The sequence below is a fragment of the Bradyrhizobium arachidis genome, from assembly GCF_024758505.1.
Classification (GTDB): domain Bacteria; phylum Pseudomonadota; class Alphaproteobacteria; order Rhizobiales; family Xanthobacteraceae; genus Bradyrhizobium; species Bradyrhizobium manausense_C.
This window is the reverse complement of the sequence record NZ_CP077970.1, coordinates 6793096-6815575: the sequence shown is the minus strand read 5'-3', so window position 1 is coordinate 6815575 and position 22480 is coordinate 6793096. Positions and strand designations below refer to the sequence as shown.

Genomic DNA, 22480 nt, shown 5'->3' with positions numbered 1-22480 from the left:
GCTCTGAACGATTGCGTGCACGTCACGGTTCTTGAAGCGCGAGTTCCCGCGCATTTGAGTACTGCGCGTTGAATGCAGCGGGCGATGCGAATGCAAAGCGATCGCCGCCGCCATGCGTGATTTGCGGCACAGAGTTATGAGCCGGCGAGGCCTATCGTCAAATCATCGAACGGCAGTCACGCAGTTCGACTTCATCCAAAGGGAAAATATTATGCTTCGCTCCATCCTCCTCGTCTCGGCGGCCGTGCTCTCGCTCGCGTCTTCGGCGTATGCTGGCAACACGTCCTCCATCGTGCAGAACGGCAACGGCAACGGTGCCGAGACCTTCCAGCGCGGTCGCAACAACGACAGCCAGATCGTTCAGTTCGGTAACGGCAACGGCGCCGGCGTCCACCAGGTTGGCCGCAACAACAACGCCGGGATCGGCCAGAACGGTGACGGCAACTATGCTGGTGTGTGGCAGCGCCGCCACTAAGCGATCTCACATCGCGCGGAAAGGAGTCGTGCCGGGAACCTCCCTCACACTCCTTTCCGTCCAGCAAACCCCGAAAGGACAAGCTCCATGAGAAAGCTTCTGTTGATTGCCAGTGCCGCGCTGACCCTGGTCTCCGCTCCGGCATTCGCTGGCGGCATCACCGCCTGCGTGCACGCGAGGACTCAGATCGGCAACGGCTCGAGTGACAGTGCCAGCCAGAACTGCCAGTACAATATGAACGGCCAGGTGCAGGCCGGCAGCGGTATGTCGGCGACTGCACGACAGTCCGGAACGAGCAACAGCTCGAGCCAGCTCCAGCTCGGGAACGGCAACTTTGCCGGAACCAGCCAGCATGGCCGTAGCAACAGCGCCGGCGCCATGCAGGTCGGCGATGGCAACCGCGTCCGAGTCCATCAATGGTAACGCCGCTGGCCTATCGGGCCAGCGGTACGGCGATTGGGCGGGTTCTAACCTCGCCCAACGCATGCCATCATCGAGGAGCTACACATGAAGCTTATTCAGCGACAATCGGTTGTGCTTGCTGCCATGTTGATGGTTGCGCTGGCGAGCGCGTCCACGCGGGCCGAGACGACGTCCGTGAACAATGGCAGCAATTCTGCCACGATCACCCAGAGCGGCGATCCATCCAAGACCGAAAAGCAAGTCAAGACTGGTCCGGGTTACACCAGCATTGAGCAACACAGCGGCGGCAACTCGGCGATGATCATCCAGCGATCAAAGCCTGGCGCCAGCGATCCGACCGATGCCGAAGCCGGCAAAAGCCCGGATGCGCCGCCGGCACCCGGCGCAGCAGACGGTGATGCCGATCGTGATCCGCCATCGACCGACGCAGACGTCTACCGGCAGGTCCGCAAAGGCGCCTCGCCGCAATCGCAGCAGACGCTCGACAAGTTGATGAAAGCCTTGGGCCTGCAAAATAAGATGTGACCGGCCTAGGTGGCCTTGCAGGCACGGCGTCGTGGTCGCGTGAGTGCCAGCCTTACTAGAATCTCGTCGCATGCAGTAGGCGCGCGTGACGGTTCCAGCCGTCCTCACCGGAAAAGCAGGACGCGGACCTTGAGGCGATTGCCTCGGCTTTGCGTGCCCCGCGCATTCCGCAATTGGTTACCAGCACGCCGTTCGCGCGTTCATAAGATTTCACTGCTGTCACTTGGCAGCAACAGCCAGTCTCCTCGGATCAGGTAATATGCGAACAACTGGATGCTGGGCGCAATCCTCGTCAGGGGTGGGCAATGAATGGCAAATTAGCCAAGCTAGCAGGGCTTGGATGTGCGGTCTGGGCGGCCGTCGTCTTGTTCGACGGGTCGGCCCGCGCACAAACAGGCTTCGTCGATACGACCGGCTTCGGCTTTGTGCCGCTGAACGGACCGATCGTGCTGAACCAGGCGTTCGGGGACGGGCAGAACATTGCCGGGATCGTCCAGCTGGCGCCGAATCCGACGGCGACCGTCAATCAGAACGGCTTTTATAGCCGCAGCGCGATCATCCAGGTCGACGGCACCAACACTGCAAACATCACCCAGGTTGGCGATTTTAGCCACGCCTACGTCATTCAGGTTGGGCCGACTAACGCCTCCGCCGTCGCGCAGACCGGTAACAAAACATCGGCGATCGTCATTCAGCTCGCGGCATCCCCCATCACTGCGGCCGGAACCGGATACCTCGAGCGGATTGCGTCGAACCTGCTGTTCGCTCCGGAGACCGCCGCGGCGCTGCCGAGCATGGCCCAAATCAGCGCTCAGGGATTCTCGCGCGACTTGTTGTCCCAGCTCGATACCGGCCGTGGGGAGGCCTGTGTCGATCAGCCTCTGCCCGTCAAAGCACCGCCGCTCCCCTGTCGAGCTTCAGTGTTCGTGCAAGCCAATTATCGGCACGGCGACCACGCCGACGCCTTCGGGTCGACCAAATACAGCTATGATTCGGCCGGCGTCCTCGCGGGTGGCAAGTTCTATGTGACCCCGAATCTGACGTTGGGACCGACATTCGGCTACACGCACATCGCTTCAGATCTCAAGCAAGGGCTGGGCTCGACGGATCTCGACTCCTTCCATCTCGGGGGTTTCCTGGCCTACGACACGAGCTCGTTGTTCGTTCATGCGATCGCGTCATATGGCTGGAACCAGTTCGACATCTCTCGCACCGGGTTCTTCGGACCGATCACGCCAAACACCGACGCGAATACAACGGTTGCTGCAATCAAGGCCGGTTACTTGTTTGATCTCGGCGCCGTGCGGCTCGGCCCGATCGGCGGGTTCACCTACACTGACACTCACGTCAAGGGCTATTCCGAAGCCGGCGATCCATTCCTGACTCAGACGGTCGCAGATCAGTTTCTTCAGTCGGCGGTGGTCAGTGGCGGCTTGCGCTTAAAGCCGCAATTCGCCGCGTTCGGTAGGGCCGATACCTTCTTTGACCTGACCGTGGAGAAGAACCTGCGCAATTCCATGCCCATCTTACAAACGGCGTTCACGCTGGCGCCCGATGTGCCGATCTTCACACCGGTGCGTCCCATAAGGGACGTTTATGTTCGAATGTCAGGCGGCCTCGGGTATAACTTCACACCCAATGCACGCGTCAACGTCGCGGCCGAGGGAATTGTCGCCAACAACGGCTCAAACAGTTTCGGGTTGAACGCGGGATTTCGATACGGCTTCTGAACCGCCGCATCCGAAAATTCCTGTATGGAAGGCCACCACGCTGTTTCCTAGCTAAAACGATCTTCGCCGCCGTATTGCGATCGGCGCGTTGTGATGCGTTTACCTCTCAGCATTGTGGGCGGGCAACTTCAACCAGATTGCACTTTGGGATTTCGTGCAGCCAGATTAGGTTGGCGTGATTGACGGGCAAGTCCATTCGGAGTTTTTGTCGCGCAACAGCGTGGTTGGTGGGCGCTGATGAGTACGACAAGCAAGACGGTCAACCTTGCTCTACAAGGCGGCGGCGCGCATGGCGCGTTTACCTGGGGCGTTTTAGATCGCCTCCTCGAGGAAGAACGGATGTCCTTCGAGGGAATCTGCGCGACCAGCGCCGGCGCCATGAACGCTACGGTCATGGCACATGGCCTGACAATCGGCGGTCGAGAGGGGGCCAAACTTAGTCTTGCGGACTTTTGGAGGCGCATCAGTGAAGCGGCAGCCTGGGGACCGCTGCAGCCGTCCCCGTTCGATCGCCTTATGGGATATGGTTCGATCGAAAGATCTCCTGCGTTTATATTCTTCGACATGATGACGCGGCTTCTGTCGCCTTATGAGTTCAACCCATTGAACTACAACCCGCTGCGCGACGTGCTCGAGGAGACTGTCGATTTCGAACGCCTTCGCAGAGAGAGTGTCGTCAAGCTGTTCCTTTGTGCGACGAATGTCCGCACCGGAAAAGTGAAGATCTTCGAGAACGACGAAGTGACACTTTCGGCCGTTCTTGCTTCCGGGTGCCTCCCGTTCCTGTTCCAGGCTATCGAAATCGATGGCGAGGCCTATTGGGACGGCGGCTACATGGGCAATCCGGCAATTTTCCCGCTCATTTATCAGTGCCAGTCCACCGACGTCATAGTCATCCACATCAATCCGATCGTGCGTGAGGCGATTCCTCGCGCGGCCAGCGACATACTGAATCGACTAAACGAGATCAGCTTCAATTCGTCGCTGATGCGAGAGATGCGGGCGATTGCCTTCGCCAATAAGCTCGTCAACAGAGGTACGCTGGGCGACGAGGTAAAGACAATGCTGATTCATGCGATCGAGGCAGAATTGTTCATGAAAGACCTCGGAGTCGCCTCCAAGTACAACGCGGACTGGAATTTCCTTACCCATCTGCGCGATGTAGGTCGCTCCTGCGCCGATAAGTGGCTGACTGCGAATTTTTGTCATGTCGGTACGCGTTCGACTATCGATATTCACGCGAGATACTTGTGAGCGAAGCCAGGTTGCTACAGCCGACCTCGAGGCGCATCGATTTCAGCAATTGCATTCATGTCCACCCTTTCGATAGCGGCGTGAAGAAGTACGCGCGATACAGCTCTGAACGATTGCGTGCACGTCACGGTTCTTGAAGCGCGAGTTCCCGCGCATTTGAGTACTGCGCGTTGAATGCAGCGGGCGATGCGAATGCAAAGCGATCGCCGCCGCCATGCGTGATTTGCGGCACAGAGTTATGAGCCGGCGAGGCCTATCGTCAAATCATCGAACGGCAGTCACGCAGTTCGACTTCATCCAAAGGGAAAATATTATGCTTCGCTCCATCCTCCTCGTCTCGGCGGCCGTGCTCTCGCTCGCGTCTTCGGCGTATGCTGGCAACACGTCCTCCATCGTGCAGAACGGCAACGGCAACGGTGCCGAGACCTTCCAGCGCGGTCGCAACAACGACAGCCAGATCGTTCAGTTCGGTAACGGCAACGGCGCCGGCGTCCACCAGGTTGGCCGCAACAACAACGCCGGGATCGGCCAGAACGGTGACGGCAACTATGCTGGTGTGTGGCAGCGCCGCCACTAAGCGATCTCACATCGCGCGGAAAGGAGTCGTGCCGGGAACCTCCCTCACACTCCTTTCCGTCCAGCAAACCCCGAAAGGACAAGCTCCATGAGAAAGCTTCTGTTGATTGCCAGTGCCGCGCTGACCCTGGTCTCCGCTCCGGCATTCGCTGGCGGCATCACCGCCTGCGTGCACGCGAGGACTCAGATCGGCAACGGCTCGAGTGACAGTGCCAGCCAGAACTGCCAGTACAATATGAACGGCCAGGTGCAGGCCGGCAGCGGTATGTCGGCGACTGCACGACAGTCCGGAACGAGCAACAGCTCGAGCCAGCTCCAGCTCGGGAACGGCAACTTTGCCGGAACCAGCCAGCATGGCCGTAGCAACAGCGCCGGCGCCATGCAGGTCGGCGATGGCAACCGCGTCCGAGTCCATCAATGGTAACGCCGCTGGCCTATCGGGCCAGCGGTACGGCGATTGGGCGGGTTCTAACCTCGCCCAACGCATGCCATCATCGAGGAGCTACACATGAAGCTTATTCAGCGACAATCGGTTGTGCTTGCTGCCATGTTGATGGTTGCGCTGGCGAGCGCGTCCACGCGGGCCGAGACGACGTCCGTGAACAATGGCAGCAATTCTGCCACGATCACCCAGAGCGGCGATCCATCCAAGACCGAAAAGCAAGTCAAGACTGGTCCGGGTTACACCAGCATTGAGCAACACAGCGGCGGCAACTCGGCGATGATCATCCAGCGATCAAAGCCTGGCGCCAGCGATCCGACCGATGCCGAAGCCGGCAAAAGCCCGGATGCGCCGCCGGCACCCGGCGCAGCAGACGGTGATGCCGATCGTGATCCGCCATCGACCGACGCAGACGTCTACCGGCAGGTCCGCAAAGGCGCCTCGCCGCAATCGCAGCAGACGCTCGACAAGTTGATGAAAGCCTTGGGCCTGCAAAATAAGATGTGACCGGCCTCACGCCGATTTCGCCGCCACCACGCCTCTCGATTTCCGCGATCGTAAAGGCCACTTGGGAGGGGTTCTGCGTGACTTACTTCACGTGAGTTTGCGCGCACCTCTCCTAGTCTTACGTGCCAGTCAAACGGGAGACACCACATGCACAGGATGATTGCTGCCATGGTTCTGGCTTTAGCGCCGGTTCACACAGCGAGTCCGCTCGGACTGACGCTCGCCTCGGCCGACGATACGATCGCTTTGCCATTGTCCACGACCGCTACAACGCCGGCGCCAATAGCAATGCCGGCGCCTGCCGATGCGCCGGTTCCTCCGTCTAATCCGCAAAGTCCGCTAGAGAGGAATTGCACGACCCTGGGAGGCAAGACCTTTAAGTGGTCTTTCCCGAATGTGCCATTTGGAGCCGCGCGATGCTCTTGAAATGGCGTGCGGGTTGCGCCGGAAATCCGACTGCGCGAGCATCGCTCCGGCGAAGGCGCGGCGAATGACCGCCGATGCGATCGCGTTCAAGCCCTGACGAAGAACCAAGAATGAAGGCTGCGCTGACTGCATGACATCCTCAGTGTGGCTTGCCCAGCACGAATGCGAACGGCAGAACGAAAATCTCGTCGCCGGCCTCATAGCTGACATGCAAGACCCATTGACGCCAATCTTCCAGGTTGGTCCCTGTCACGAGCGATCGCACCCTGCGGGTGGCCTCCTCGCACGCCTCGATCAGATCGGATACGAATGTGCCGCGACGATCCATCAATACGCCGCGAGCGTTAGTGCAATGGAAATAGATCTGAGCCATGTACGCCTCCTTGTGACATCCGGGTGAGCAAGCTCGACCCTGCATGTCGGAGTCATACTAGGCGTTCAAGGGATCGTCCGTGATCATGCGCACATGGTGCCGCTTGGCAGCTTCGCAGGACGATAATCGCAGCGGAAAACTCCATGGCCGCCGTCTGTCATACGCGCCCCATCGGGTTTGGCCTGCTTGCCGCCGCTTGAAGCAGGCGTACATTAGGTCGATGGTCGTCAGCTCGCCAGATCTGAAATCATTCTTGCTCGCCACGCTTTTTTCGGCGGTCTCTCACATTCATTGCGGGCACGCGACAACGCCGAATGATCCGGGATGGCATCCTCGATACCGAGCTTGCAGAACCAGCGATAGGCGAGGTTCACCTGTACTTCGCGGCAGATCAATCGCTCCGAGCGGATCGCAAAGACATACCCAACCACCAGCATTCGGATCATCAGTTCCGGGTCGATCGACGGACGACCCATGGACGAATAATAGGGCGCAAGCTCGCTACGAAGCGACGACAGATCGAGAGCAGCATCGATCTTCCGCACCAAATGATCTTCGGGAACCGCATCGCCAAGACGAAACTCGTAGAACAGTTGACCTTGGTCACTCTTCAGACGGCCCATCATGGATCGACCTCGCCGAGAATCGCGTCAACACAACGGAATCATCGTTCGAGGTCTTACTCAACCGACTTTTGCAACAAAATCGGCCATTAGGCGACATCGATAGGCCTATTCAACGACCTCATCTGCCCGGGCGAGCAGTGGAAGGGGAAGTGACATGTTCAGGTCCCGGGCCGTCCTGGCATTAAGGAGAAGCTCAACCCTGCTCACTTGCTGGATGGGCAGATCGGCCGGCTTCTCGCCCTTCAGGACCCGGCCCGCATAGGTGCCGAGCAAGCGATAGACCTCACTGAAGTTTGGTCCGTAGTTCGCAAGACCGCCAACCTTCACGTATTCGCGTTCGGCATAAACGGCAGGAATTTTGTAACGGGTGACGAGCTCAACGATAGCATTGCGATTGTTGGTGAAGACGGCATCGCCACCCACCACAAGGGCTCCGCAACCGGCCCGGCGGACGGCGTCAACGGCCGCCTCAAATTCCGTGGGTACATCGGCCTGCTGCATGACGACGTCAACTCCGAGGGACTTCCCCGCCGTGAGAAATTCGTCCCTGACATTCGCAAAGCCAAAAGACGTCGAACTCAAGAGAACGCCGATCGACCTTGTCAGAGTCACTTCGCGCGCGAGCTCAAGGCGTTTGGGTCCAAGTGGTCCCGTGAGGATGAAGACGCCCGTCAAATTCGCCCCAGGGTGATTGAGACTTTCGACGAACCCGTTCGCAACGGGATCGAAGCCCGTCAGGAACACGATATTGATCGCTTTTGTGGCACCGTGGGCAGCTCGAAGAGCAGGGCTCGCAAGCGTCACAATCAAGTCCACCTTGCGATTGACCAGATCCGCAGCCAGCCCGGGCAACGCATCAGCCTGATATTCAGCGGCACGATATTGAACGTTGTAGTCTCGACCTTCGACGTAGCCAATTTCTGCCAGGCCACGCCGAACAGCGTCCGCGTTGTTGCCATCGCGTACGTCACCAAGAGCCCCAAAACCGAGGAAACCGATGGTCGCCTTTTCGCGCTGCTGCGCGTTGCCTGAGAGAGGAGGCCAGGTCGTACAGGCAAAACAAGCGGCAAGAAATTCGCGTCGTCTCATCCGATTGCTCTCAATGGATATTCGACGAAACACCTCATCTGATCACGACCGGCCGCCGTCGACCAGAGGAATTGGCAACCGAAATGTCAGCTATGGGTCAAAAGGCACCCTATTCGACGTGTCCGCCTTTGCAGCGAAGCGGACCTGGCGCAAGAGCGACAAGATTGTGCGCTGAGGCGCTCCGAATCTGGCCCTCGCGCTCAGCTCGGCCGATTTGCGGGTTCACGGCCTAAAGGATTAAGTTTGCGAACTTTCCTTGCCGGATAGCGCGGCCTAGTACGGGGAGACATCAAACCGAGAAGGGGAGACGGTAAAGCCTGCCCACAAGAGTCTCCGAAGCCGCCTAGTGGCGGCGGTTGGGCCTAATGAGGACGTTGACGACCGGCAATATCGATCACCGCTGGCGCGATTTTGCCAGAGTGGCCGACGGCGTTTCGCCGAAGTGAAGGCGATAGCTCCCGGCGAAATCACTTAGGTGCCAAAATCCAAAAGCGAGCGCACTCGCTTTTACGCTATCCGCTCCAGCCAACAATCGTTGCCGCACGAGCCAAAGACGCCTCAGGCGCAAATATCGATGCAGGCTCATGCCTTGGTATCGCTGAACCGCCGCGTGCATGCTGCGTACGGAGACACCAATATGGCGCGCAAGTTCTTCGCTGTAGATCGGACGCCCAATGTTGCCAGACAATACGGCCTGAATATCCCGATAGATCTGGAAATGCCGAACGGAGTTCGCCCGAGAGGCCCAGCTTGCGTCAACCAAGTGGGCCAATGCGGCATCGACGCCAGCAAGCAAGGACTCCCTGATCCCAAAAGAAATATCGGCCGCCTCGCGGTCATCGAACGTGGGGGAAACCGATAAGACCTGCCGCACTAGCTCCCGCAAGCGATGCTGCGCAGTGGCGCTCGTTTCAAACACGTTCCAATTTGGACCTGGTTTCGGCCAGCCACGATCCCGTATCTCTTGCGTAAAGATGATCGACGTAAATTGCCGCTCGGCGAGTTCGACCGTGGTGTATGCGGCGCCGCTGCTTCCAATCGCGATCGCCGAATGGTCCCTTTCCACCCCGTTGAAGCGGATTGGAACGCCGTCGTCCATCGAGAAGCCGATCGCGGTGCAATTTTGGGCAAGACGACCATCGGCGATACGTGGAAAGGACTTGGCGAAATTGATGTCGCATCCTGGGAGATTGAGGATAATTTGCTCAGCAGAAATCCTCCGCACGAGAGGTGTAAATTCCACCTCCAGATTTCGCACGGCAGTTCGATACTGATCGAGATCGGTAAAGCGATATATCTTTGGCGCCAGCCGTGGGAGAGCTTCGCTGTTTGTCCCTGTCAGGGGGCCTGACATCGCTCTCATTTAGAAAACCCCGGGATATCACGGGTTGAGCATTTGACCACGAAACGACGGCTCGCAAAAGTTTGCCGAATTTCGATCGCGTATTCTTATGCAATCCTAATACCGCAATACCAACTGCCGCAACTCCATAAGTCTTTGTTAATCAGTTGAGCGTGAAATCCAATCATTAAACTTAGTCGTTCCAAAGCGGGTTGGCGGAGCCCCTGTTGTCATGGGCAAAGCGGCCGTCGTGTGTGGTCCGTCGAGTACTTATTGCTTTTCCATTCTCATCTTTCGCTTTTGAAAACGCGAAACTGTAACGGCAGTGATTGCAAGCGCTGGAGCACAGCGAGAATGTCTACGCTTGTAAAATTTCAGCCGCCTTACCAGCGGAGATCAAGCCTCTCCCGCCCAATGTCGTCTGACATTTTGACGACCGTCGTTGCTCTGGTGGCGCAAGTTGAAGCTCTACAAATTCAAACAACAGAGGACCTGCGCCAGGCCATCTTCATTCTAGATCTCGCGAATACGTCCATCCGATTGATCATCAGGCAGATCAACATGGATGAGGCAGCCAGAACGACATTAATGGCTCAGTCTGGGAGGATCCAGCAGCTTATTGAGGCTGTGCGCAAGGAGGCACCGCATCTATTTGAAAATGATAATTAGTCACTTGAGAATTGCAGATGATCGGAAACAAGCGAAAAGCCGACCGTGTTCGGTTTGATCACAAGCATAGTGTCAACATCATGGGTGTTGATGGAACATGGCAGCGAAGCGGCCTTCTGCTCGACATTTCTACAACGGGCGCCCAGCTTGAGGTAGAGGGCTCAACCGAGCCGCTTAAGGCACAGGAGTTCTTCCTGGTTCTATCCTCCACCGGCCTGGCATTTCGACGGTGCGAACTGATCTGGGTTGATGGCACACGCGTCGGCGTTCACTTTGTCACCGCAAAAACAAAGAGCAAAGCGAACGCACCGAGACCCCTTGCTCCTTCACAATAAGATAAGCCACTTATGCAGCTTATTTCTTCTAGGATTATTCCCTTCATCGATACCCACTCTCTCTCAATCAGTCAGGCTAGAGAAGCGCTACTGCACGACCATCGCAAAGGATTTATCCTTTACCTCTCCAGCGGTGAGCCATCATCGGCCACGGAAGAGCGTGTCTTGTTTCTAGGACCGCGAGAGGCACTGATATGGCTCAACGAGCCTCCAGAGGATCAAGGATCGTTCTGGGCGTAAGAACGCGAAATCATCGCGGCGTCCTCTGCACTTGCCACACGGCGCAGGCGCCCGCTTTCCCTATAAATGGTGCCGACGGCATCGGAATTGGACCTGAGGCTGCGCGAAACCGGATTACGAACGTTCGCGGCCATCGGGCAGGCGCCCAGTGCGGGCGCAGGAGCAGGGTGTCGGTTTCCATCATCGCTTCCGTACCCGATCTTCGAGCCGCACGGTCGGCCCGGCGTCGCTGTAGGTGCCGGGCGATCGCACGGACGAGAGGTGGCTCCGTGACTATGGCGCTGCTCGGCCATGCCTCCGTCACCTCGAGAACGGCGCGGCCTTTCTCCATGATGCACCGGCCGCCCCTCTCGACGAGCCTGCGAGGATTTGGTGAGGCCGCGTTCTTCGCATTTTGGCCCAAAGCCGAAATCACAGATTGGCCGCCGGGCTGCCGCTATCGGATCAGCAGCGGACGTAGACCACGGGCGAATGGGATTTCCGCTTCTGACCGATTGTGTTGAAAAAGTTGAAATTGCTGCCTCAGCAAAATTCACGCAAAAGCGAACTGATCTCCGACCTCGTCTGGCGATGCCCTCTTAGAGTATGTGGGAAGGCCGCTGAACGAATCCGCCCAAGTCGAAGCGGTCCCCCACGTCCCAAAAGGCAAACCGCACCAGCGGCTGTTAGAAAATCAGTCCCAACGTCGGAGATGACTTTTTCAACACAATCGACCCTGAGCAGACCTCAGAGGCGGTTCCGATCAATGGTTTCGACGGGCGACAATGGCGACCGCCCCTCGCAAGCACTTGTTCAGTTCACGTCACCGCCTCGCTGTTTCTCGGGCGCGCTCAATACCCCATCGAGAAGCGGCCCACGGTTATCGCCGCGATAGGACGGAACGACCATCGTCGAGGTCCTTGGTCCTCAGCAATCGGCGACACGATCTCCCCTGATACGATCCCCGAAAGCTAAAGCCCCGACCGGTCAACATTTTGCCCAATGCCCGGCGGAAGGTTTGAAGCGGCCGCAGATGCTCTCGCACTGAAGGCCGTTTCGTTGGGCGCTCGCGAAGAGGAACGACGAACCGACAACGCAACGCCGCCAAGCGTTGAAACGTTCGCTAGCGGCGCTGGGCCATACCCGAGAGGGACTGACAAAATCCCGGATATAGGTTGGTCTGGATAGCCGCGCGAAAGCTCACTCGCGGAAGGGAATTGGGACACTGGAAGCTGCAGGCGGCCTTTTGCTTTCTACGTTGGAGCGCGCTGTCCTGGCGAAGTCAGCCACTTATTGATCTCAACGGCAGCATCTATTTGGCGTGCCTTCCGCAAAAGCTCGTCGCGACGGATGCTAAGGGGCATGCCTTTAGCTTGTTCGCGCAAATTGATTGCCTCTTGCGCTAAACGATATCCAAATGTCGATGATTGTTCGGGGCGTTGTCGAACCAGCATGATGGTGCTCCCTGTGGGTTTGGGCGGGAGCGCAACTGGCGTTCTCAGTCACCGATGAAAGCCACGGTCCGGGCGGTGATGGGAGCAGCAGATTCCCTTTCCGTTCGGAAGTCGAGTCAAATCGAATTAGACAGCCATCGCGGAAAACTGCAGCGGCTCGTTTCAGCCATGATTTTGAGGAACCACCTTGCGCAGCTTGAGTTGATCCAGGTCGGCAGCCGGTTTCAGGTCGGTTTCAGGTTATGAAGGACCTCACGAAGGAAACAATGGATTTCACCGCCGCGCGGCACCTCGCGAATGGCTTCAACTTCCGCGCCTACACTCCGCATAAGATCGCCCACGAGCTGATGCGCTGGGATCAGGTATTCAAAGACGCCGATTACACGCAGCTCGTTGCGGCTGTGACGCTTTGGCAAAGTAGCTCGCGCGACTAAGCAAAAGCGATGAAAGGTGGACGCCACTTTTGGATGGAGCGCAGTACACGTGACGTCGCGCTTTGCGAAAGTATTGCACAAGAAGCGGCCGGTCGGACACTCAGCCGTTGGTCATCTCTACGGAGCCGATTGGCTGTCTGGTCCGTTGAATTACCATTGCCGCGACGATCAACAGCCCGAAAAAGATCGGCAGCAATACCGGAGGTACGAGCCACTCACGAACTCCAAACCTACCGATGTTCGACATTTCGGACCGCCTTTCAGAACGGCGGGAGCGCAACAATCTCTCAGTCACCGATGACAGCCAGGGGGACGCGCGGTGAAAGGGGACATATGGTGAAGCTCGACCGAATAGGAAGGCCGGTCGCAATTTATTTGTCGCAAGCCGATTGTAATCCGACCGTAGAGTAGCCACTTACTGCTCAGCACAGCCGGATCGCGCCGGAGTGTGTTGCCTCGCTCCGCCAAGCTTTGGCCTCGCCAAATCTCGACAGCGATGGTCGCCGAGTGGTGCGTCGTCAGCATCACGATGGAGCATCGAGTTTTCCTCGATGCACATCGTGCACAGCAGGCAGCTTGCTACACTTGATCGGACCACCCAATGATCGAATTTCCAAATCATAGCCGTTCATATGACAGAACACGGCATGCCGTGCGTTTTTGGGGGTACGACAGCGCAATTGAAGCATCATTTTTCATAGAGGAAGACGCGTTGAGACGACTTCAACCGGAAGCTTGCCACAATGAATCGGATTTCCTGAATGCGTTTGATTTAAATCGTGATGTGATATGTGCCGCCGCCGCAAAGATGTACGTCCGCGGCAGCAGAGGCTCCTATGATCTGGTCGCCGCTAATTTTTCGAAAGGCTCCTGAATGGAGCCTTGCCGTGACGTCTGAGCGGCATGTGGCAAGCCATATTCCATACGAAAAGATCGATCCAAAGTCGATCCAGCGAGGTGAGACAATGGGCAAATTCAAGATAAGGGTCGCACGCATCGAGATGATTTCGTCGAATGAACGAGGCGAGGACATTCGTTTGACGTTTCATTTCGAAGGCCATCAGACCAGTTTTGCCTTGCCAATCTTCCTGAACTCTCGTGAATTTGACGACACCGAAATCGTCAAGGTCGCTCGAAGCAAGTTGCATGAGGTTTTCCAGCAGCTTTGCAGTCAGTGCGAGAATTGGCAGTTATCGGACGGCGAACGTCGCGAGCTCGCAAGGATCAATGTGCGGCCAGCAACGCTGGTTCCACGAAGCCAGCTGCCGTCGTTGAATTCGAAATGAGCTATTGTTTCTCACCACGGCCTTCGTAGGATCGCGAGCCGCCCGCATGCACGTGACGCGCCGGGCTACGGATGCAATAGCCTCATGCGTCTGAAACGCATGCAGGATGAAGACTGGCAAGTAGCCCAGGTTCCTATGGAGGGTCCAATCCGGAGCGAAGATCGGAAGGGGGCAACCGGTCGGGGCCGTCTCCGGCAGACACAAGGAAACGGCCTCAGCGGTGGACGCGCCGAGGTCGTCAGGCTCCGAACAGTGCTATCTGCCGGGGACCGGAAGCAGCGAGCAAACCAGCCTGAGCTGCTACTGTTCCTGATGATACGCGAACTCACTTTTTAGCGCGATGTCAGTCTGTAGACATCGCCTGGCTTCAGGTTGAGCGCTTCGAATAGTTTCTGTTGCTCTGCGGTGATGAGGGCCACTAGAACTTCGCCGTTCCAACCTCCCGGTGCCGCGGCGAGCACCAATGTCAGCGCCTGGGCTGGCTTGGCTAGCGCGATCCAGAGCTCTCCGGCAGCCCCATCCCCTGCAGACACTTCCACGATAGTGAACTCGGTGCCAAAGGACTCCGCCATGCTGGCTAATCCGGCCACGCATTGCTTGTTGCAAATGACTCTTGACTAATTTGATGGGTGAGGACCGCGGGGCCGCTTACTATCCTTGAGCCATTCCTGACCGGTTCCTCCAGAAGGATGAAGAAAAGACTCGCGCCGCGACAACATAGGGCGCGCCCTCATACCATCACGGATCGTGGCTTTTATCGGTGATGGAACGCCCCATCACAGCGCTCCCGCCTTCCTCTTTGAAAAGGAGCAGCGCATGGCAAGGCGTCGTCTTCGCATTAAGCACCAGAAAACCTACGAACAGCGTTTGGCAAAAGAGGTCGCGCGTCCCCGAGAGGGAACTAGCAAGATCCCGGATGAGGCCAGCTTGCACATACTAAGTCGGAGCGGTCTGTTAGGTGCGCCACACTCGGCGGAGGAGGAATTAGGACAAACGCAGCTGTCGTTATTTCGAATCTATAGTCTGTGCTAGCCGCCGGGAACGAGGAGGGGCGCTAAGGATTCGTCCCGGCAGGAGCTCTCTTGATGCCGATGACAAAAGAGAGACGACCGCGGATTCGAACACTGCGGGGATGGGCGATCGCCGTTCTGAACGATGCCGGTGCCATCCGCGAGTGTGAGGAGCATGGCTGGATGCAGGATCGAGCCGATCGGCATGCCCGCGAGCGCGCCTTCGATGTCGCGCGTCAGAACCCGCCAGATGGCGTTCCACCCGAAGCTGCGGCCGCGGCGATGGAGGAGGTGCTAGACGGTATCGGCGACACTTGTCCCGAATGTCCCTCGCGCGATTGACGACCACAACTTCACGGTCAGAGGTGGGGCCTTGTCGGCAATACTACTCTCCCTGTTCGATTGCGGCCGGCATTTTTGCCACGGACATGAGCGATCGGGCGACCTGGTTGAGAAGCTGATCCGCATTTTCCTCCTCGGCCAACGACTTCGACAAAAGACTCACGATTGCGCTGTGGCGCAACTGTTGGGCAAGGTTGCGCGCGGTGGTGTAGCCAGCTATTTCGTAGTGCTCGACGCGCTGCGCAGCGCCGATAAGGGCGAGGTCGGCGGCGGCGTCCTCCTTTTCCTCGCCCTCGGTCATGATCTCCTGGCCTTCCTCGACCAGGCCCATCATGCCCTTGCACGGTTTGGCGCGCGTCGATTTTCCGAGTAGCTCGAAACACTCGTTAATGCGCTCGATCTGCGCTTCAGTCTCTGCGAGATGCTGCTCGAACAGCTCTCGCAATTGATCAAAACGCGCCGCTTCCGCCATCTTGGGGAGGGCTTTCGTCAGTTGTTTCTCCGCGTGCAGGATGTCGCGGAGTTCGTCGAGCAACAAATCGCCTAAGCCGTTCTCGTCTACCGGCGACGAGCTTTCCGTTACGAGGGCTGTCGGCGGGCCGGCTTCTCCGGCCTGGATGGCCGGCGATTCCGTAAAGACCCAATCGCTGCCGTCGTTCCATGGTCCGCGGGTGTCGATCTCGCCATGATCGCCCGTACCCGTGGAATCGTTGAAGAACTGATTGACCAGGCCGGGGGTCGGTGCGATGCGGCCGATACTGAGGGCCGGCTTGCCCATGCTCTCGAGTGCCAGCGCGAAAGCTTTCATGTGGGTGATCTCGCGGGTCATCAAGAACTGGAGAGCGTCCTTGGTGCCCGCGTCATCGCAGAAGTTGAGCAGCCGTTCATAGACGATCTTGGCGCGCGCTTCGGCGGCGATATTGCTCCGAAGGTCGACATCGAGCTCGCCAGTGATCTTCAGGTAATCGGCAGTCCAGGCGTTGCCCTGGGAATTGAATAGGTTCACCCCGCCGCCGCCCGCAATCGCAATCAGGGGATCGGCTTCGGCCGCCTGGCGATCGAACTTCGCCGGCTTGAGGTGCATGCGGGCGAGGGTACCCACGACTTCGAGATGGCTGAGTTCTTCGGTGCCGATGTCCATAAGCAGGTCTTTGCGATCCGCATCTTCGCAGTTCAAACCCTGTATCGAATACTGCATGGCGGCCGCGAGTTCACCGTTAGCGCCGCCGAATTGTTCAAGAAGCATGTTGCCAAAACGTGGGTCTGGTTCGTCGACGCGGACGGTGAACATCAGCTTCTTGACGTGGTGATACATGGAGGGCCTCGGGAGTGAGAGAGGATATCAGTCCCGAACGATAGCCTTCTGCGTTAGTTCCTAAGCGGCGAAGGATTCGCCGGAACGATCGTTGAGGCGGAGACGGTTGGGCCCGAACAAATGGCGCACCCCAGAGTGCATTCGCCACGCACAAGTAGCCCTGCCATTGGTTTGATCAGATCAGCACTGAGCGCGATGCCGGCCGCGCGACGGACCTCGATGACCGGTCGCGCGTTGGAAAAGGTGCTCTACCTTTGCGATCCTTTGAGTCATGTTCAATCGAGCTAGAGTTTCAGCAAGTCGCCTTAGAGGGCCAAGCCTTCCGGTCACCGTTCGGCCGACCAAAGCGGATGTCGTGGTCGCACGCTTCATCGCCCGCAACACTGCGCCGGCTCCGGAGATGGTAGCCCGCGCCCTGACTTGGGGCGCCGACGAGAAGGTTCTTCTAGTTCTGGCGGCGGCAGGTTGGCTTGCGTCGCGCGGGCAGGGCGAGCCGCTGCGGCGCGCCGGCAACCATGCTCTGCTGGTCACGGTCGCGGCGTCGCTGCTGCCCCATGGTTTGAAACGTCTGTTCGATCAGACCCGACCGGACCGCAGAACGGTGATCGGGCACCTCCATGGTGTCCCATTTTCCGGGAAACGTGAGGACGCCTTTCCCTCCGGTCACGCGCTGCACATGGGCGGCTTGGCATCGGCGGCCGGCGCGTTGCCGGCCGGCACGCGTCGGGCGATCCGCACCGTAGCGGTCGGCATCTCGCTGACGCGCATAGTCATCTTGGCGCACTGGGCGAGCGATGTCGTCGCAGGTTTCGCGCTGGGAGCGATTCTTGAACGGTTCGTGCGGCTGGGCACCGGCTACCCGCTCGACGCTTCAACGGAGAACGATCATGCCGACCCTTGAGGATCTAAAGGGATATGCGGAACGCGCCACCGGTTTGCGGCGCCCCGGCAAACGGAAAGCTACGGACTTCGCGCAAGCGCGAAAGCCGCAAACTGTACGCTTTAAGGATGACGGCCTCATCCCCAATCATCCGCGATGGTCCCTGGTCATTTATCGCCGGGCAGTCAATCTCGATGAACGCTACGACCCCGCGGCCGAAATCGAGGACCTGTTTGAGGCGAATGGGTGGGGTGATACTTGGCGCAACGGCATCTACGACTACGTTCACTATCATTCCCAAATCCATGAGGTGCTCGGCATTGCGCGCGGAAAGGGGCGCGTTCGTTTCGGCGGTAAGAAGGGCAGGATCTTCACGTTGAAGGCTGGCGACTTCGCCATTCTGCCCGCCGGCACGGGGCACCAATGTCTGGGAGCAGACGACGACTTCCTCGTCATCGGCGCCTACCCGCCGACAGGGACGTACGACGAATGCAAGACGGTTGAGGATCGTCCGCGCGCGCTTAAAACCATCCCGAAGGTGCCTGTACCGCGCAAGGATCCGGTCTACGGGACCGGCGGGCCGCTCTCGAAAATTTGGAGGAAAGTGAAATGACCGAGTATGTCATCCGCTTCCTCGCCGGGGGTGCCGTCGTGTCGGCCTTCGCGATGCTGGGAGATCTTCTACGTCCTAAGAGCTTCGCCGGCCTGTTCGCGGCCGCCCCCTCCGTCGCGCTCGCCACGCTCGGAATCGCGGTGTACCAGCACGGCGCCCACTACGCGACTTTGCAAACTCAGGCGATGATTGCCGGAGCGATCGCGCTCGCCGTTTATAGCGTCGTTGTCTGCCAGATCCTAGTTCGCGCGAGGATGCGAGCATTGCCCGCCACTGTGCTATCTCTTGTCGTCTGGCTGATCGTGGCCTTTGGCGCCCTGACGCTTGCCGGGGGGCAGACATGACGCCGATCCGTTTTTCGCCGTCATCGCTCAAGGAAGGCCGCTGGTACGAATACGCAATTCGCTTCGCACTCGGCGGCGCCGCGACCGTTTTCACGGGTCTCATCAGCAGCCGCCATGGCGCCTTCGTTGGTGGGCTCTTCCTCGCCCTTCCGGCGATTTTCTGCGCCAGCGCCACATTGATTGAGAAGCATGAGATCCGCCGCAAGCGGGAAGCGGGCCTCGGCGGCGAGCGCCGCGGACAACTGGCGGCCGCGGTCGACTCCGCCGGCGCCGCGCTCGGCGCGCTCGGCATGCTTGCCTTTGCGATCGTCTTTTCGTTGACGGCGGAAGCCAGCATCGCAGTTGCGTTCATGGGCGCCTCGTTTGCCTGGCTGGTCCTCTCGGTAATGGCCTGGTACGTGCGGCGGAAGACGCGATCGGTGCGGAGAAAGCAAGCGCCGAGAGGAAGAGGCTGCTCGAGAGAAGGAGCGCGAGCGGTGGCAGAAGGCGGTCGCGAAGGCGAAAGAGGCGTTCGATGAAGCCAGGCGGGAGCACGACCAGAGGGTAGCCGCCATCGAGGCCGAACGCGAGGCGCTGGAGCGACGGTCGCAGGCCGAGGATGCCCGTTGGGAGAAGCAGAAGGAAAAGCTCGGAGTGGTCCTGCGGCGGGCGAGGGACTAGAGCAGCGCGGGGCTCGATGGTTAGCGGAGAGACCTTGGCGGCAGCCAAAAAATTTTGTCGCGACCTCTTGAAACTTCGGGCGGCCTTCTAGATTTTTTTGGCGTCGCCAAGCGCGGCCGGAGCGCCTATCGGGCTCCGAGAATTGAGACGGGTGCCGGTCAGATGTCCGGTGCCGGCTCGTACCCATCTTGCTCTTTGGAGGATTTGGCTATGAGGTATGATTGGACTCCCCTCTGGAGGTCGACCATCGGTTTCGACCGCCTTTTCGATGTTCTCGACGAGGTCCAGCGGACCAGCGAAGAGACCTATCCCCCCTACAACATCGAGCGGACCGGCGAGAACCAGTTCCAGATTTCGGTGGCTCTGGCGGGCTTCGCTCCAGACGATGTGACGCTGACCGTCGAGCAAAACGTGCTGGCGCTGGAAGGCCGCAGGGCCGAGAAGGACGACAGGCACTTCTTGCATCGCGGGATTTCGGCCAGGTCATTCAAGCGGCAGTTCACGCTCGCCGACCACGTCGAAGTGAAGGGCGCCCGCTTCGAAAATGGCCTTCTGATCGTCGACCTAATGCGCGAGATCCCGGAAGCCATGAAGCCGCGGCGCATCGCCATCAACGGCGCTGCAGCGAACCAGATCGAGGCGAAAGCGGCCTGAACGCTGCGCAATCAATGATCGCTTGGCCGCCGCGCCGTTCGGGCGCGGCGGCGTACCTCGAACTCGTCGAAAAATTGGAGGCTGACCATGCGGCCGACGACCGCGACTGACAACGTTTTCGATTTCAACGCATTGCTTCACCCGGGCACTGTCTTCGATCATCCTCAGGAGGTCGTCTCGGATCCCGGTCTCACCATCTCGGAAAAGCGGGCCATTCTCGCCTCGTGGGCTTCCGACGCCTCGGCGATCGCGTCCTGTCCGGCGCTGCGGGCCCACGACGGCCTAAAGGCGCCAGTGACCATCGACGAAATCCTCGAGGCGCTCTGTGCTCTGGACGGCGGTCCGGGCAATCCGCCGGGCGGCAAGCCGATGCGGCTGCGCTCGACCGAGCGCCGCGCTGCGGCATAGGAGGACGCCATGGAGGAGTTCAACCTGCCGCGGCATGTGGTCGAGACATTCGAGAAGAGATGGGCGCGGAAGCTTCAGCAGGAGGTCGTCGTCTGGCGAGCCGGCAGGTCGCCGGCGCGACGCCGGACCGATGCCGGCGCCCCGAGCGAGCGCCGATCGAGGCGATCTGGGCTTGCCGACGAGGCCGGGCAGCGGCGCGACCGGTACCTCTGCGCATACGGCGACGGGATCGATCCGCTCCAAGATCCCGCGGTGCGGAGATGGACGGAAAGCTCACTGAGGCCGCCCGGTCGCTGAGCAGCCTAGAAGCGGGACCCGAAGCGCCTAGGACTCCGGGTCCCCGCAACCGCAACAGCATGTGAGTGCGCTGCGACCTAGGTCGCCGGCATCGGTTAGAACCCAGAATAGTAGTCGTTCACAGCTCGCGCCCGTCCCGGGTCGTTCCAATTCCAATCGTTGTCATTGCCGTACTTCGGCGCACCCTCGAGCCTGTCGGCGGTGAGATTGGTTCGGTAGGGCCGCTGATAGGAGGTCATGGTCAGCGGCCTCCGGGGTTCTCAAAACTTTGGACATCAAAAGTCTAGCCCTCCCCGTGTTGCCTAGTTTTCCTGGCGGGGGCGCGTTCCGGCCACAACATTTGTAAGTCCCGAACCTAAGACGTTGGTCTAGGAAGTACGCCCCCAGCCGAGTTTCCGGCTGTGGCCCTTCCGTCGCAAACGGCTCGAAATGTCTGCCGCCCGCGCGAGCCTTTGCCATTCCATCTGCGGACGCCCGAGCATCCTGCCTCCGGTGAAACCACAGAGCGGCAGACGGATTGTCACAGATGGCGGAGTCATTCGGCGGAGATTACACAATCGTCGAAGTGACCGCAGGCGATGGCTCTGCGGCAGAACTCTGGATTGCGTTGGCCAAGCCAAAGCAAGCCCGTACGTTGGTGCTTGCCCAGGCACCGGAGGGAGCGAGCGCAGAAGTCTACGCGGGTTCGATCACCGACGAGCATCGTCAACTGTTCAGGCGGCTCAACCTTAAGCCAGGGGACGTTTATGAGGTGGCTTCAAAGTAGAACGACAGTCTGGGTGATCTAAGCGGACCTAGGAACGAGCACGATCTCAAGCAAATTGATTAAGGCTTCGAGCCCTGTTCCGAGTCTCAGCTCGAAGCGCACTCCGGCCGCAGGTTCATTCATCCGCGGTCGCTTTTTGGAGCACCGAGATGCGAACGAGTTTGGCAACTTTATTGATCATCCTCGGGAGCCTGCACGCCGCACACGCAGAGCGGGATTATCCTTGGTGCGTATTTGGCGAACAGTTCGGCGCCTCCGGCGACTGCTCCTATCAAACAAGGGAGCAATGCTTGGCTTCGGCGTCCGGTCGCTGGAATGCCTATTGTGATGTGAACCCGCGCGTGAGGTTTGGGCAACCTCCGCCTCGAACTGGTCGAGGACCGCATGTACGCTGATTAAGCGTCGCATCGGCCGCTTTCGATCATTGCGTGTTTCGAAACCCCATTGCCGGCTCCGGCGGCTTATTCCAGTGGACGTCCGGCCGCACGTCGGCACCACGCTTGCCGCAGGCCGAGCAAACGAACTGCCGCTAAGCCTTAATTCGTCAGGCAATCTGCGCCGACGGCTATGGAACGGCCGCAACGGTAGTCCGAGCTCGCGCAGAAGAGCCGAACTAGCGTGAGCGCATTGCGTCGATCGCGTGGGCGATCAAGACCGCCGCGCTGGCAGCGATGAGCACGACAAGCAGCCACGTCACGTCTTCGCCTCCCGTCTGGGAGTTCAACGCGCCGGTCCGTGCACAGTCAAAAACAAGCAGCCGAAACGCGTAATTTCGGCCATCGGCTGAGGATTCAATGCAACTGTTGCGCTCGTTGTCGGACCTATCGGCAGAATGCCACGAAGAGCAAAATCCCAACAACGCACGCTACCAGAGACAGTAGGTAAATACCCACGGGTGAGTACCCCGACTCATTGGGAATAAGGAATTTGAAAAGGATTCTAGACTTCCAAGCGTTCGATGCCAATTTTTCCCGATAGAGAATCTGTCGTAGGCCACAGGACGTTG

General features: G+C 59.0%; 28 protein-coding genes and 1 pseudogene. 22 read left to right on the top strand and 7 right to left on the bottom strand.

Features of this window, described 5'->3' with window-relative positions; genetic code table 11:
• Positions 1 to 211 precede the first annotated feature (211 nt).
• From KUF59_RS31510 to KUF59_RS31475, 8 genes are all read left to right on the top strand, one after another.
• Positions 212 to 475 carry a hypothetical protein gene (locus tag KUF59_RS31510; RefSeq protein ID WP_258767342.1) on the top strand — a complete coding sequence of 88 codons (264 nt, stop codon included), beginning with the start codon at positions 212 to 214 and terminating at the stop codon, positions 473 to 475.
• Positions 476 to 562: 87 nt separating this feature from the next.
• Positions 563 to 898: a hypothetical protein gene (locus KUF59_RS31505; protein ID WP_258767341.1), complete on the top strand. Its 336-nt coding sequence runs from the start codon at positions 563 to 565 to the stop codon at positions 896 to 898.
• An 84-nt stretch (positions 899 to 982) separates the two neighbouring features.
• Positions 983 to 1423, top strand: a complete 441-nt coding sequence (locus tag KUF59_RS31500; protein WP_258767340.1) for a hypothetical protein — start codon at positions 983 to 985, stop codon at positions 1421 to 1423.
• A 305-nt stretch (positions 1424 to 1728) separates the two neighbouring features.
• Complete coding sequence (locus KUF59_RS31495) at positions 1729 to 3153, top strand: autotransporter domain-containing protein (RefSeq protein WP_258767344.1); 1425 nt, start codon at positions 1729 to 1731, stop codon at positions 3151 to 3153.
• Positions 3154 to 3390: 237 nt separating this feature from the next.
• A complete protein-coding gene (locus tag KUF59_RS31490) occupies positions 3391 to 4407 on the top strand; it encodes a patatin-like phospholipase family protein (protein WP_258767343.1) in 1017 nt (338 codons plus the stop codon).
• Positions 4408 to 4720: 313 nt separating this feature from the next.
• Complete coding sequence (locus KUF59_RS31485) at positions 4721 to 4984, top strand: hypothetical protein (protein ID WP_258767342.1); 264 nt, start codon at positions 4721 to 4723, stop codon at positions 4982 to 4984.
• Between the two features lie 87 nt (positions 4985 to 5071).
• Positions 5072 to 5407, top strand: a complete 336-nt coding sequence (locus tag KUF59_RS31480) for a hypothetical protein (protein WP_258767341.1) — start codon at positions 5072 to 5074, stop codon at positions 5405 to 5407.
• Positions 5408 to 5491: 84 nt separating this feature from the next.
• Positions 5492 to 5932 (top strand): hypothetical protein, encoded by a 441-nt coding sequence (locus tag KUF59_RS31475; protein ID WP_258767340.1) that lies wholly within the window; start codon positions 5492 to 5494, stop codon positions 5930 to 5932.
• 565 nt (positions 5933 to 6497) lie between these two features.
• Here KUF59_RS31475 and KUF59_RS31470 read toward each other — a convergent pair.
• The 4 genes and pseudogenes from KUF59_RS31470 to KUF59_RS31455 all read right to left on the bottom strand — a co-directional run bounded on the left by KUF59_RS31470 (position 6498) and on the right by KUF59_RS31455 (position 9800).
• Positions 6498 to 6731 carry a DUF6894 family protein gene (locus KUF59_RS31470; RefSeq protein WP_258767339.1) on the bottom strand — a complete coding sequence of 78 codons (234 nt, stop codon included), beginning with the start codon at positions 6729 to 6731 and terminating at the stop codon, positions 6498 to 6500.
• A gap of 290 nt (positions 6732 to 7021) precedes the next feature.
• Positions 7022 to 7357, bottom strand: a pseudogene (locus KUF59_RS31465) (transposase); the annotation flags it as partial.
• A 105-nt stretch (positions 7358 to 7462) separates the two neighbouring features.
• Positions 7463 to 8446, bottom strand: a complete 984-nt coding sequence (locus KUF59_RS31460) for an ABC transporter substrate-binding protein (protein WP_258767338.1) — start codon at positions 8444 to 8446, stop codon at positions 7463 to 7465.
• Positions 8447 to 8840: 394 nt separating this feature from the next.
• Entirely contained in the window at positions 8841 to 9800 is a 960-nt protein-coding gene (locus KUF59_RS31455; RefSeq protein ID WP_258767337.1) for a helix-turn-helix domain-containing protein, read from the bottom strand.
• 342 nt (positions 9801 to 10142) lie between these two features.
• On the opposite strand from KUF59_RS31455, the gene KUF59_RS31450 reads away from it, so the two are divergent.
• The 5 genes from KUF59_RS31450 (at position 10143) to KUF59_RS31430 (ending at position 14185) form a co-directional block, all read left to right on the top strand.
• The gene (locus tag KUF59_RS31450) at positions 10143 to 10457 is read left to right on the top strand and encodes a hypothetical protein (protein ID WP_258767336.1); all 315 of its coding nucleotides are present in this window, start codon (positions 10143 to 10145) and stop codon (positions 10455 to 10457) included.
• 17 nt (positions 10458 to 10474) lie between these two features.
• The gene (locus KUF59_RS31445) at positions 10475 to 10792 is read left to right on the top strand and encodes a PilZ domain-containing protein (RefSeq protein WP_258767335.1); all 318 of its coding nucleotides are present in this window, start codon (positions 10475 to 10477) and stop codon (positions 10790 to 10792) included.
• Between the two features lie 1939 nt (positions 10793 to 12731).
• Positions 12732 to 12899 carry a hypothetical protein gene (locus KUF59_RS31440; protein ID WP_258767334.1) on the top strand — a complete coding sequence of 56 codons (168 nt, stop codon included), beginning with the start codon at positions 12732 to 12734 and terminating at the stop codon, positions 12897 to 12899.
• Between the two features lie 601 nt (positions 12900 to 13500).
• Positions 13501 to 13773 (top strand): DUF1488 family protein, encoded by a 273-nt coding sequence (locus KUF59_RS31435; RefSeq protein WP_258767333.1) that lies wholly within the window; start codon positions 13501 to 13503, stop codon positions 13771 to 13773.
• A 13-nt stretch (positions 13774 to 13786) separates the two neighbouring features.
• On the top strand, positions 13787 to 14185 hold the full coding sequence (locus tag KUF59_RS31430) for a hypothetical protein (protein ID WP_258767332.1): 399 nt from the start codon (positions 13787 to 13789) through the stop codon (positions 14183 to 14185).
• A 332-nt stretch (positions 14186 to 14517) separates the two neighbouring features.
• Here the strand turns inward: KUF59_RS31430 and KUF59_RS31425 are convergent, their stop codons facing one another.
• Positions 14518 to 14757, bottom strand: a complete 240-nt coding sequence (locus KUF59_RS31425) for a hypothetical protein (protein ID WP_258767331.1) — start codon at positions 14755 to 14757, stop codon at positions 14518 to 14520.
• A 513-nt stretch (positions 14758 to 15270) separates the two neighbouring features.
• Between KUF59_RS31425 and KUF59_RS31420 the strand changes: the two genes are divergently transcribed.
• Entirely contained in the window at positions 15271 to 15537 is a 267-nt protein-coding gene (locus KUF59_RS31420) for a hypothetical protein (protein ID WP_212407781.1), read from the top strand.
• A gap of 43 nt (positions 15538 to 15580) precedes the next feature.
• Here KUF59_RS31420 and KUF59_RS31415 read toward each other — a convergent pair whose 3' ends face one another.
• Positions 15581 to 16852, bottom strand: coding sequence for a DUF892 family protein (locus KUF59_RS31415; protein WP_258767330.1), 1272 nt, complete (start codon positions 16850 to 16852; stop codon positions 15581 to 15583).
• Positions 16853 to 17123: 271 nt separating this feature from the next.
• On the opposite strand from KUF59_RS31415, the gene KUF59_RS31410 reads away from it, so the two are divergent.
• The 6 genes from KUF59_RS31410 to KUF59_RS31385 all read left to right on the top strand — a co-directional run bounded on the left by KUF59_RS31410 (position 17124) and on the right by KUF59_RS31385 (position 20411).
• Positions 17124 to 17753, top strand: coding sequence for a phosphatase PAP2 family protein (locus KUF59_RS31410; RefSeq protein WP_258767329.1), 630 nt, complete (start codon positions 17124 to 17126; stop codon positions 17751 to 17753).
• Positions 17740 to 18345 carry a cupin domain-containing protein gene (locus KUF59_RS31405; RefSeq protein WP_258767328.1) on the top strand — a complete coding sequence of 202 codons (606 nt, stop codon included), beginning with the start codon at positions 17740 to 17742 and terminating at the stop codon, positions 18343 to 18345. Before KUF59_RS31410 ends, KUF59_RS31405 begins: the two co-directional genes overlap by 14 nt.
• Entirely contained in the window at positions 18342 to 18689 is a 348-nt protein-coding gene (locus KUF59_RS31400; protein WP_212407778.1) for a DUF3147 family protein, read from the top strand. The genes KUF59_RS31405 and KUF59_RS31400 overlap by 4 nt, the downstream gene beginning before the upstream one ends.
• Positions 18686 to 19207 carry a hypothetical protein gene (locus KUF59_RS31395; protein WP_258767327.1) on the top strand — a complete coding sequence of 174 codons (522 nt, stop codon included), beginning with the start codon at positions 18686 to 18688 and terminating at the stop codon, positions 19205 to 19207. Before KUF59_RS31400 ends, KUF59_RS31395 begins: the two co-directional genes overlap by 4 nt.
• 352 nt (positions 19208 to 19559) lie before the next feature.
• On the top strand, positions 19560 to 20003 hold the full coding sequence (locus tag KUF59_RS31390) for an Hsp20 family protein (RefSeq protein WP_258770041.1): 444 nt from the start codon (positions 19560 to 19562) through the stop codon (positions 20001 to 20003).
• An 87-nt stretch (positions 20004 to 20090) separates the two neighbouring features.
• The gene (locus KUF59_RS31385) at positions 20091 to 20411 is read left to right on the top strand and encodes a hypothetical protein (protein WP_258767326.1); all 321 of its coding nucleotides are present in this window, start codon (positions 20091 to 20093) and stop codon (positions 20409 to 20411) included.
• Positions 20412 to 20803: 392 nt separating this feature from the next.
• On the opposite strand, the gene KUF59_RS31380 is transcribed toward KUF59_RS31385, so the two are convergent.
• On the bottom strand, positions 20804 to 20947 hold the full coding sequence (locus KUF59_RS31380; protein ID WP_258767325.1) for a hypothetical protein: 144 nt from the start codon (positions 20945 to 20947) through the stop codon (positions 20804 to 20806).
• A 287-nt stretch (positions 20948 to 21234) separates the two neighbouring features.
• Here KUF59_RS31380 and KUF59_RS31375 point away from each other — a divergent pair, with 287 nt between their 5' ends.
• Together KUF59_RS31375 and KUF59_RS31370 are read left to right on the top strand one after the other, a co-directional pair.
• Positions 21235 to 21474: a hypothetical protein gene (locus tag KUF59_RS31375; protein ID WP_258767324.1), complete on the top strand. Its 240-nt coding sequence runs from the start codon at positions 21235 to 21237 to the stop codon at positions 21472 to 21474.
• 149 nt (positions 21475 to 21623) lie between these two features.
• Complete coding sequence (locus KUF59_RS31370; protein ID WP_258767323.1) at positions 21624 to 21869, top strand: DUF3551 domain-containing protein; 246 nt, start codon at positions 21624 to 21626, stop codon at positions 21867 to 21869.
• Positions 21870 to 22480: the final 611 nt, after the last annotated feature.

Excerpts from the sequence above, each read along its gene's own strand:
- KUF59_RS31380 (WP_258767325.1), bottom strand. The coding sequence starts at position 20,947 with ATGACCTCCTATCAGCGGCCCTACCGAACCAATCTCACCGCCGACAGG.
- KUF59_RS31400 (WP_212407778.1), top strand. The coding sequence starts at position 18,342 with ATGACCGAGTATGTCATCCGCTTCCTCGCCGGGGGTGCCGTCGTGTCG.
- KUF59_RS31435 (WP_258767333.1), top strand. The coding sequence starts at position 13,501 with ATGATCGAATTTCCAAATCATAGCCGTTCATATGACAGAACACGGCAT.
- KUF59_RS31425 (WP_258767331.1), bottom strand. The coding sequence starts at position 14,757 with ATGGCGGAGTCCTTTGGCACCGAGTTCACTATCGTGGAAGTGTCTGCA.
- KUF59_RS31495 (WP_258767344.1), top strand. The coding sequence starts at position 1,729 with ATGAATGGCAAATTAGCCAAGCTAGCAGGGCTTGGATGTGCGGTCTGG.
- KUF59_RS31395 (WP_258767327.1), top strand. The coding sequence starts at position 18,686 with ATGACGCCGATCCGTTTTTCGCCGTCATCGCTCAAGGAAGGCCGCTGG.
- KUF59_RS31385 (WP_258767326.1), top strand. The coding sequence starts at position 20,091 with ATGCGGCCGACGACCGCGACTGACAACGTTTTCGATTTCAACGCATTG.
- KUF59_RS31510 (WP_258767342.1), top strand. The coding sequence starts at position 212 with ATGCTTCGCTCCATCCTCCTCGTCTCGGCGGCCGTGCTCTCGCTCGCG.
- KUF59_RS31375 (WP_258767324.1), top strand. The coding sequence starts at position 21,235 with ATGGCGGAGTCATTCGGCGGAGATTACACAATCGTCGAAGTGACCGCA.
- KUF59_RS31490 (WP_258767343.1), top strand. The coding sequence starts at position 3,391 with ATGAGTACGACAAGCAAGACGGTCAACCTTGCTCTACAAGGCGGCGGC.
- KUF59_RS31455 (WP_258767337.1), bottom strand. The coding sequence starts at position 9,800 with ATGTCAGGCCCCCTGACAGGGACAAACAGCGAAGCTCTCCCACGGCTG.
- KUF59_RS31420 (WP_212407781.1), top strand. The coding sequence starts at position 15,271 with ATGCCGATGACAAAAGAGAGACGACCGCGGATTCGAACACTGCGGGGA.
- KUF59_RS31390 (WP_258770041.1), top strand. The coding sequence starts at position 19,560 with ATGAGGTATGATTGGACTCCCCTCTGGAGGTCGACCATCGGTTTCGAC.
- KUF59_RS31415 (WP_258767330.1), bottom strand. The coding sequence starts at position 16,852 with ATGTATCACCACGTCAAGAAGCTGATGTTCACCGTCCGCGTCGACGAA.
- KUF59_RS31480 (WP_258767341.1), top strand. The coding sequence starts at position 5,072 with ATGAGAAAGCTTCTGTTGATTGCCAGTGCCGCGCTGACCCTGGTCTCC.
- KUF59_RS31370 (WP_258767323.1), top strand. The coding sequence starts at position 21,624 with ATGCGAACGAGTTTGGCAACTTTATTGATCATCCTCGGGAGCCTGCAC.
- KUF59_RS31485 (WP_258767342.1), top strand. The coding sequence starts at position 4,721 with ATGCTTCGCTCCATCCTCCTCGTCTCGGCGGCCGTGCTCTCGCTCGCG.
- KUF59_RS31440 (WP_258767334.1), top strand. The coding sequence starts at position 12,732 with ATGGATTTCACCGCCGCGCGGCACCTCGCGAATGGCTTCAACTTCCGC.
- KUF59_RS31475 (WP_258767340.1), top strand. The coding sequence starts at position 5,492 with ATGAAGCTTATTCAGCGACAATCGGTTGTGCTTGCTGCCATGTTGATG.
- KUF59_RS31460 (WP_258767338.1), bottom strand. The coding sequence starts at position 8,446 with ATGAGACGACGCGAATTTCTTGCCGCTTGTTTTGCCTGTACGACCTGG.
- KUF59_RS31470 (WP_258767339.1), bottom strand. The coding sequence starts at position 6,731 with ATGGCTCAGATCTATTTCCATTGCACTAACGCTCGCGGCGTATTGATG.
- KUF59_RS31450 (WP_258767336.1), top strand. The coding sequence starts at position 10,143 with ATGTCTACGCTTGTAAAATTTCAGCCGCCTTACCAGCGGAGATCAAGC.
- KUF59_RS31445 (WP_258767335.1), top strand. The coding sequence starts at position 10,475 with ATGATCGGAAACAAGCGAAAAGCCGACCGTGTTCGGTTTGATCACAAG.
- KUF59_RS31505 (WP_258767341.1), top strand. The coding sequence starts at position 563 with ATGAGAAAGCTTCTGTTGATTGCCAGTGCCGCGCTGACCCTGGTCTCC.
- KUF59_RS31500 (WP_258767340.1), top strand. The coding sequence starts at position 983 with ATGAAGCTTATTCAGCGACAATCGGTTGTGCTTGCTGCCATGTTGATG.
- KUF59_RS31405 (WP_258767328.1), top strand. The coding sequence starts at position 17,740 with ATGCCGACCCTTGAGGATCTAAAGGGATATGCGGAACGCGCCACCGGT.
- KUF59_RS31410 (WP_258767329.1), top strand. The coding sequence starts at position 17,124 with ATGTTCAATCGAGCTAGAGTTTCAGCAAGTCGCCTTAGAGGGCCAAGC.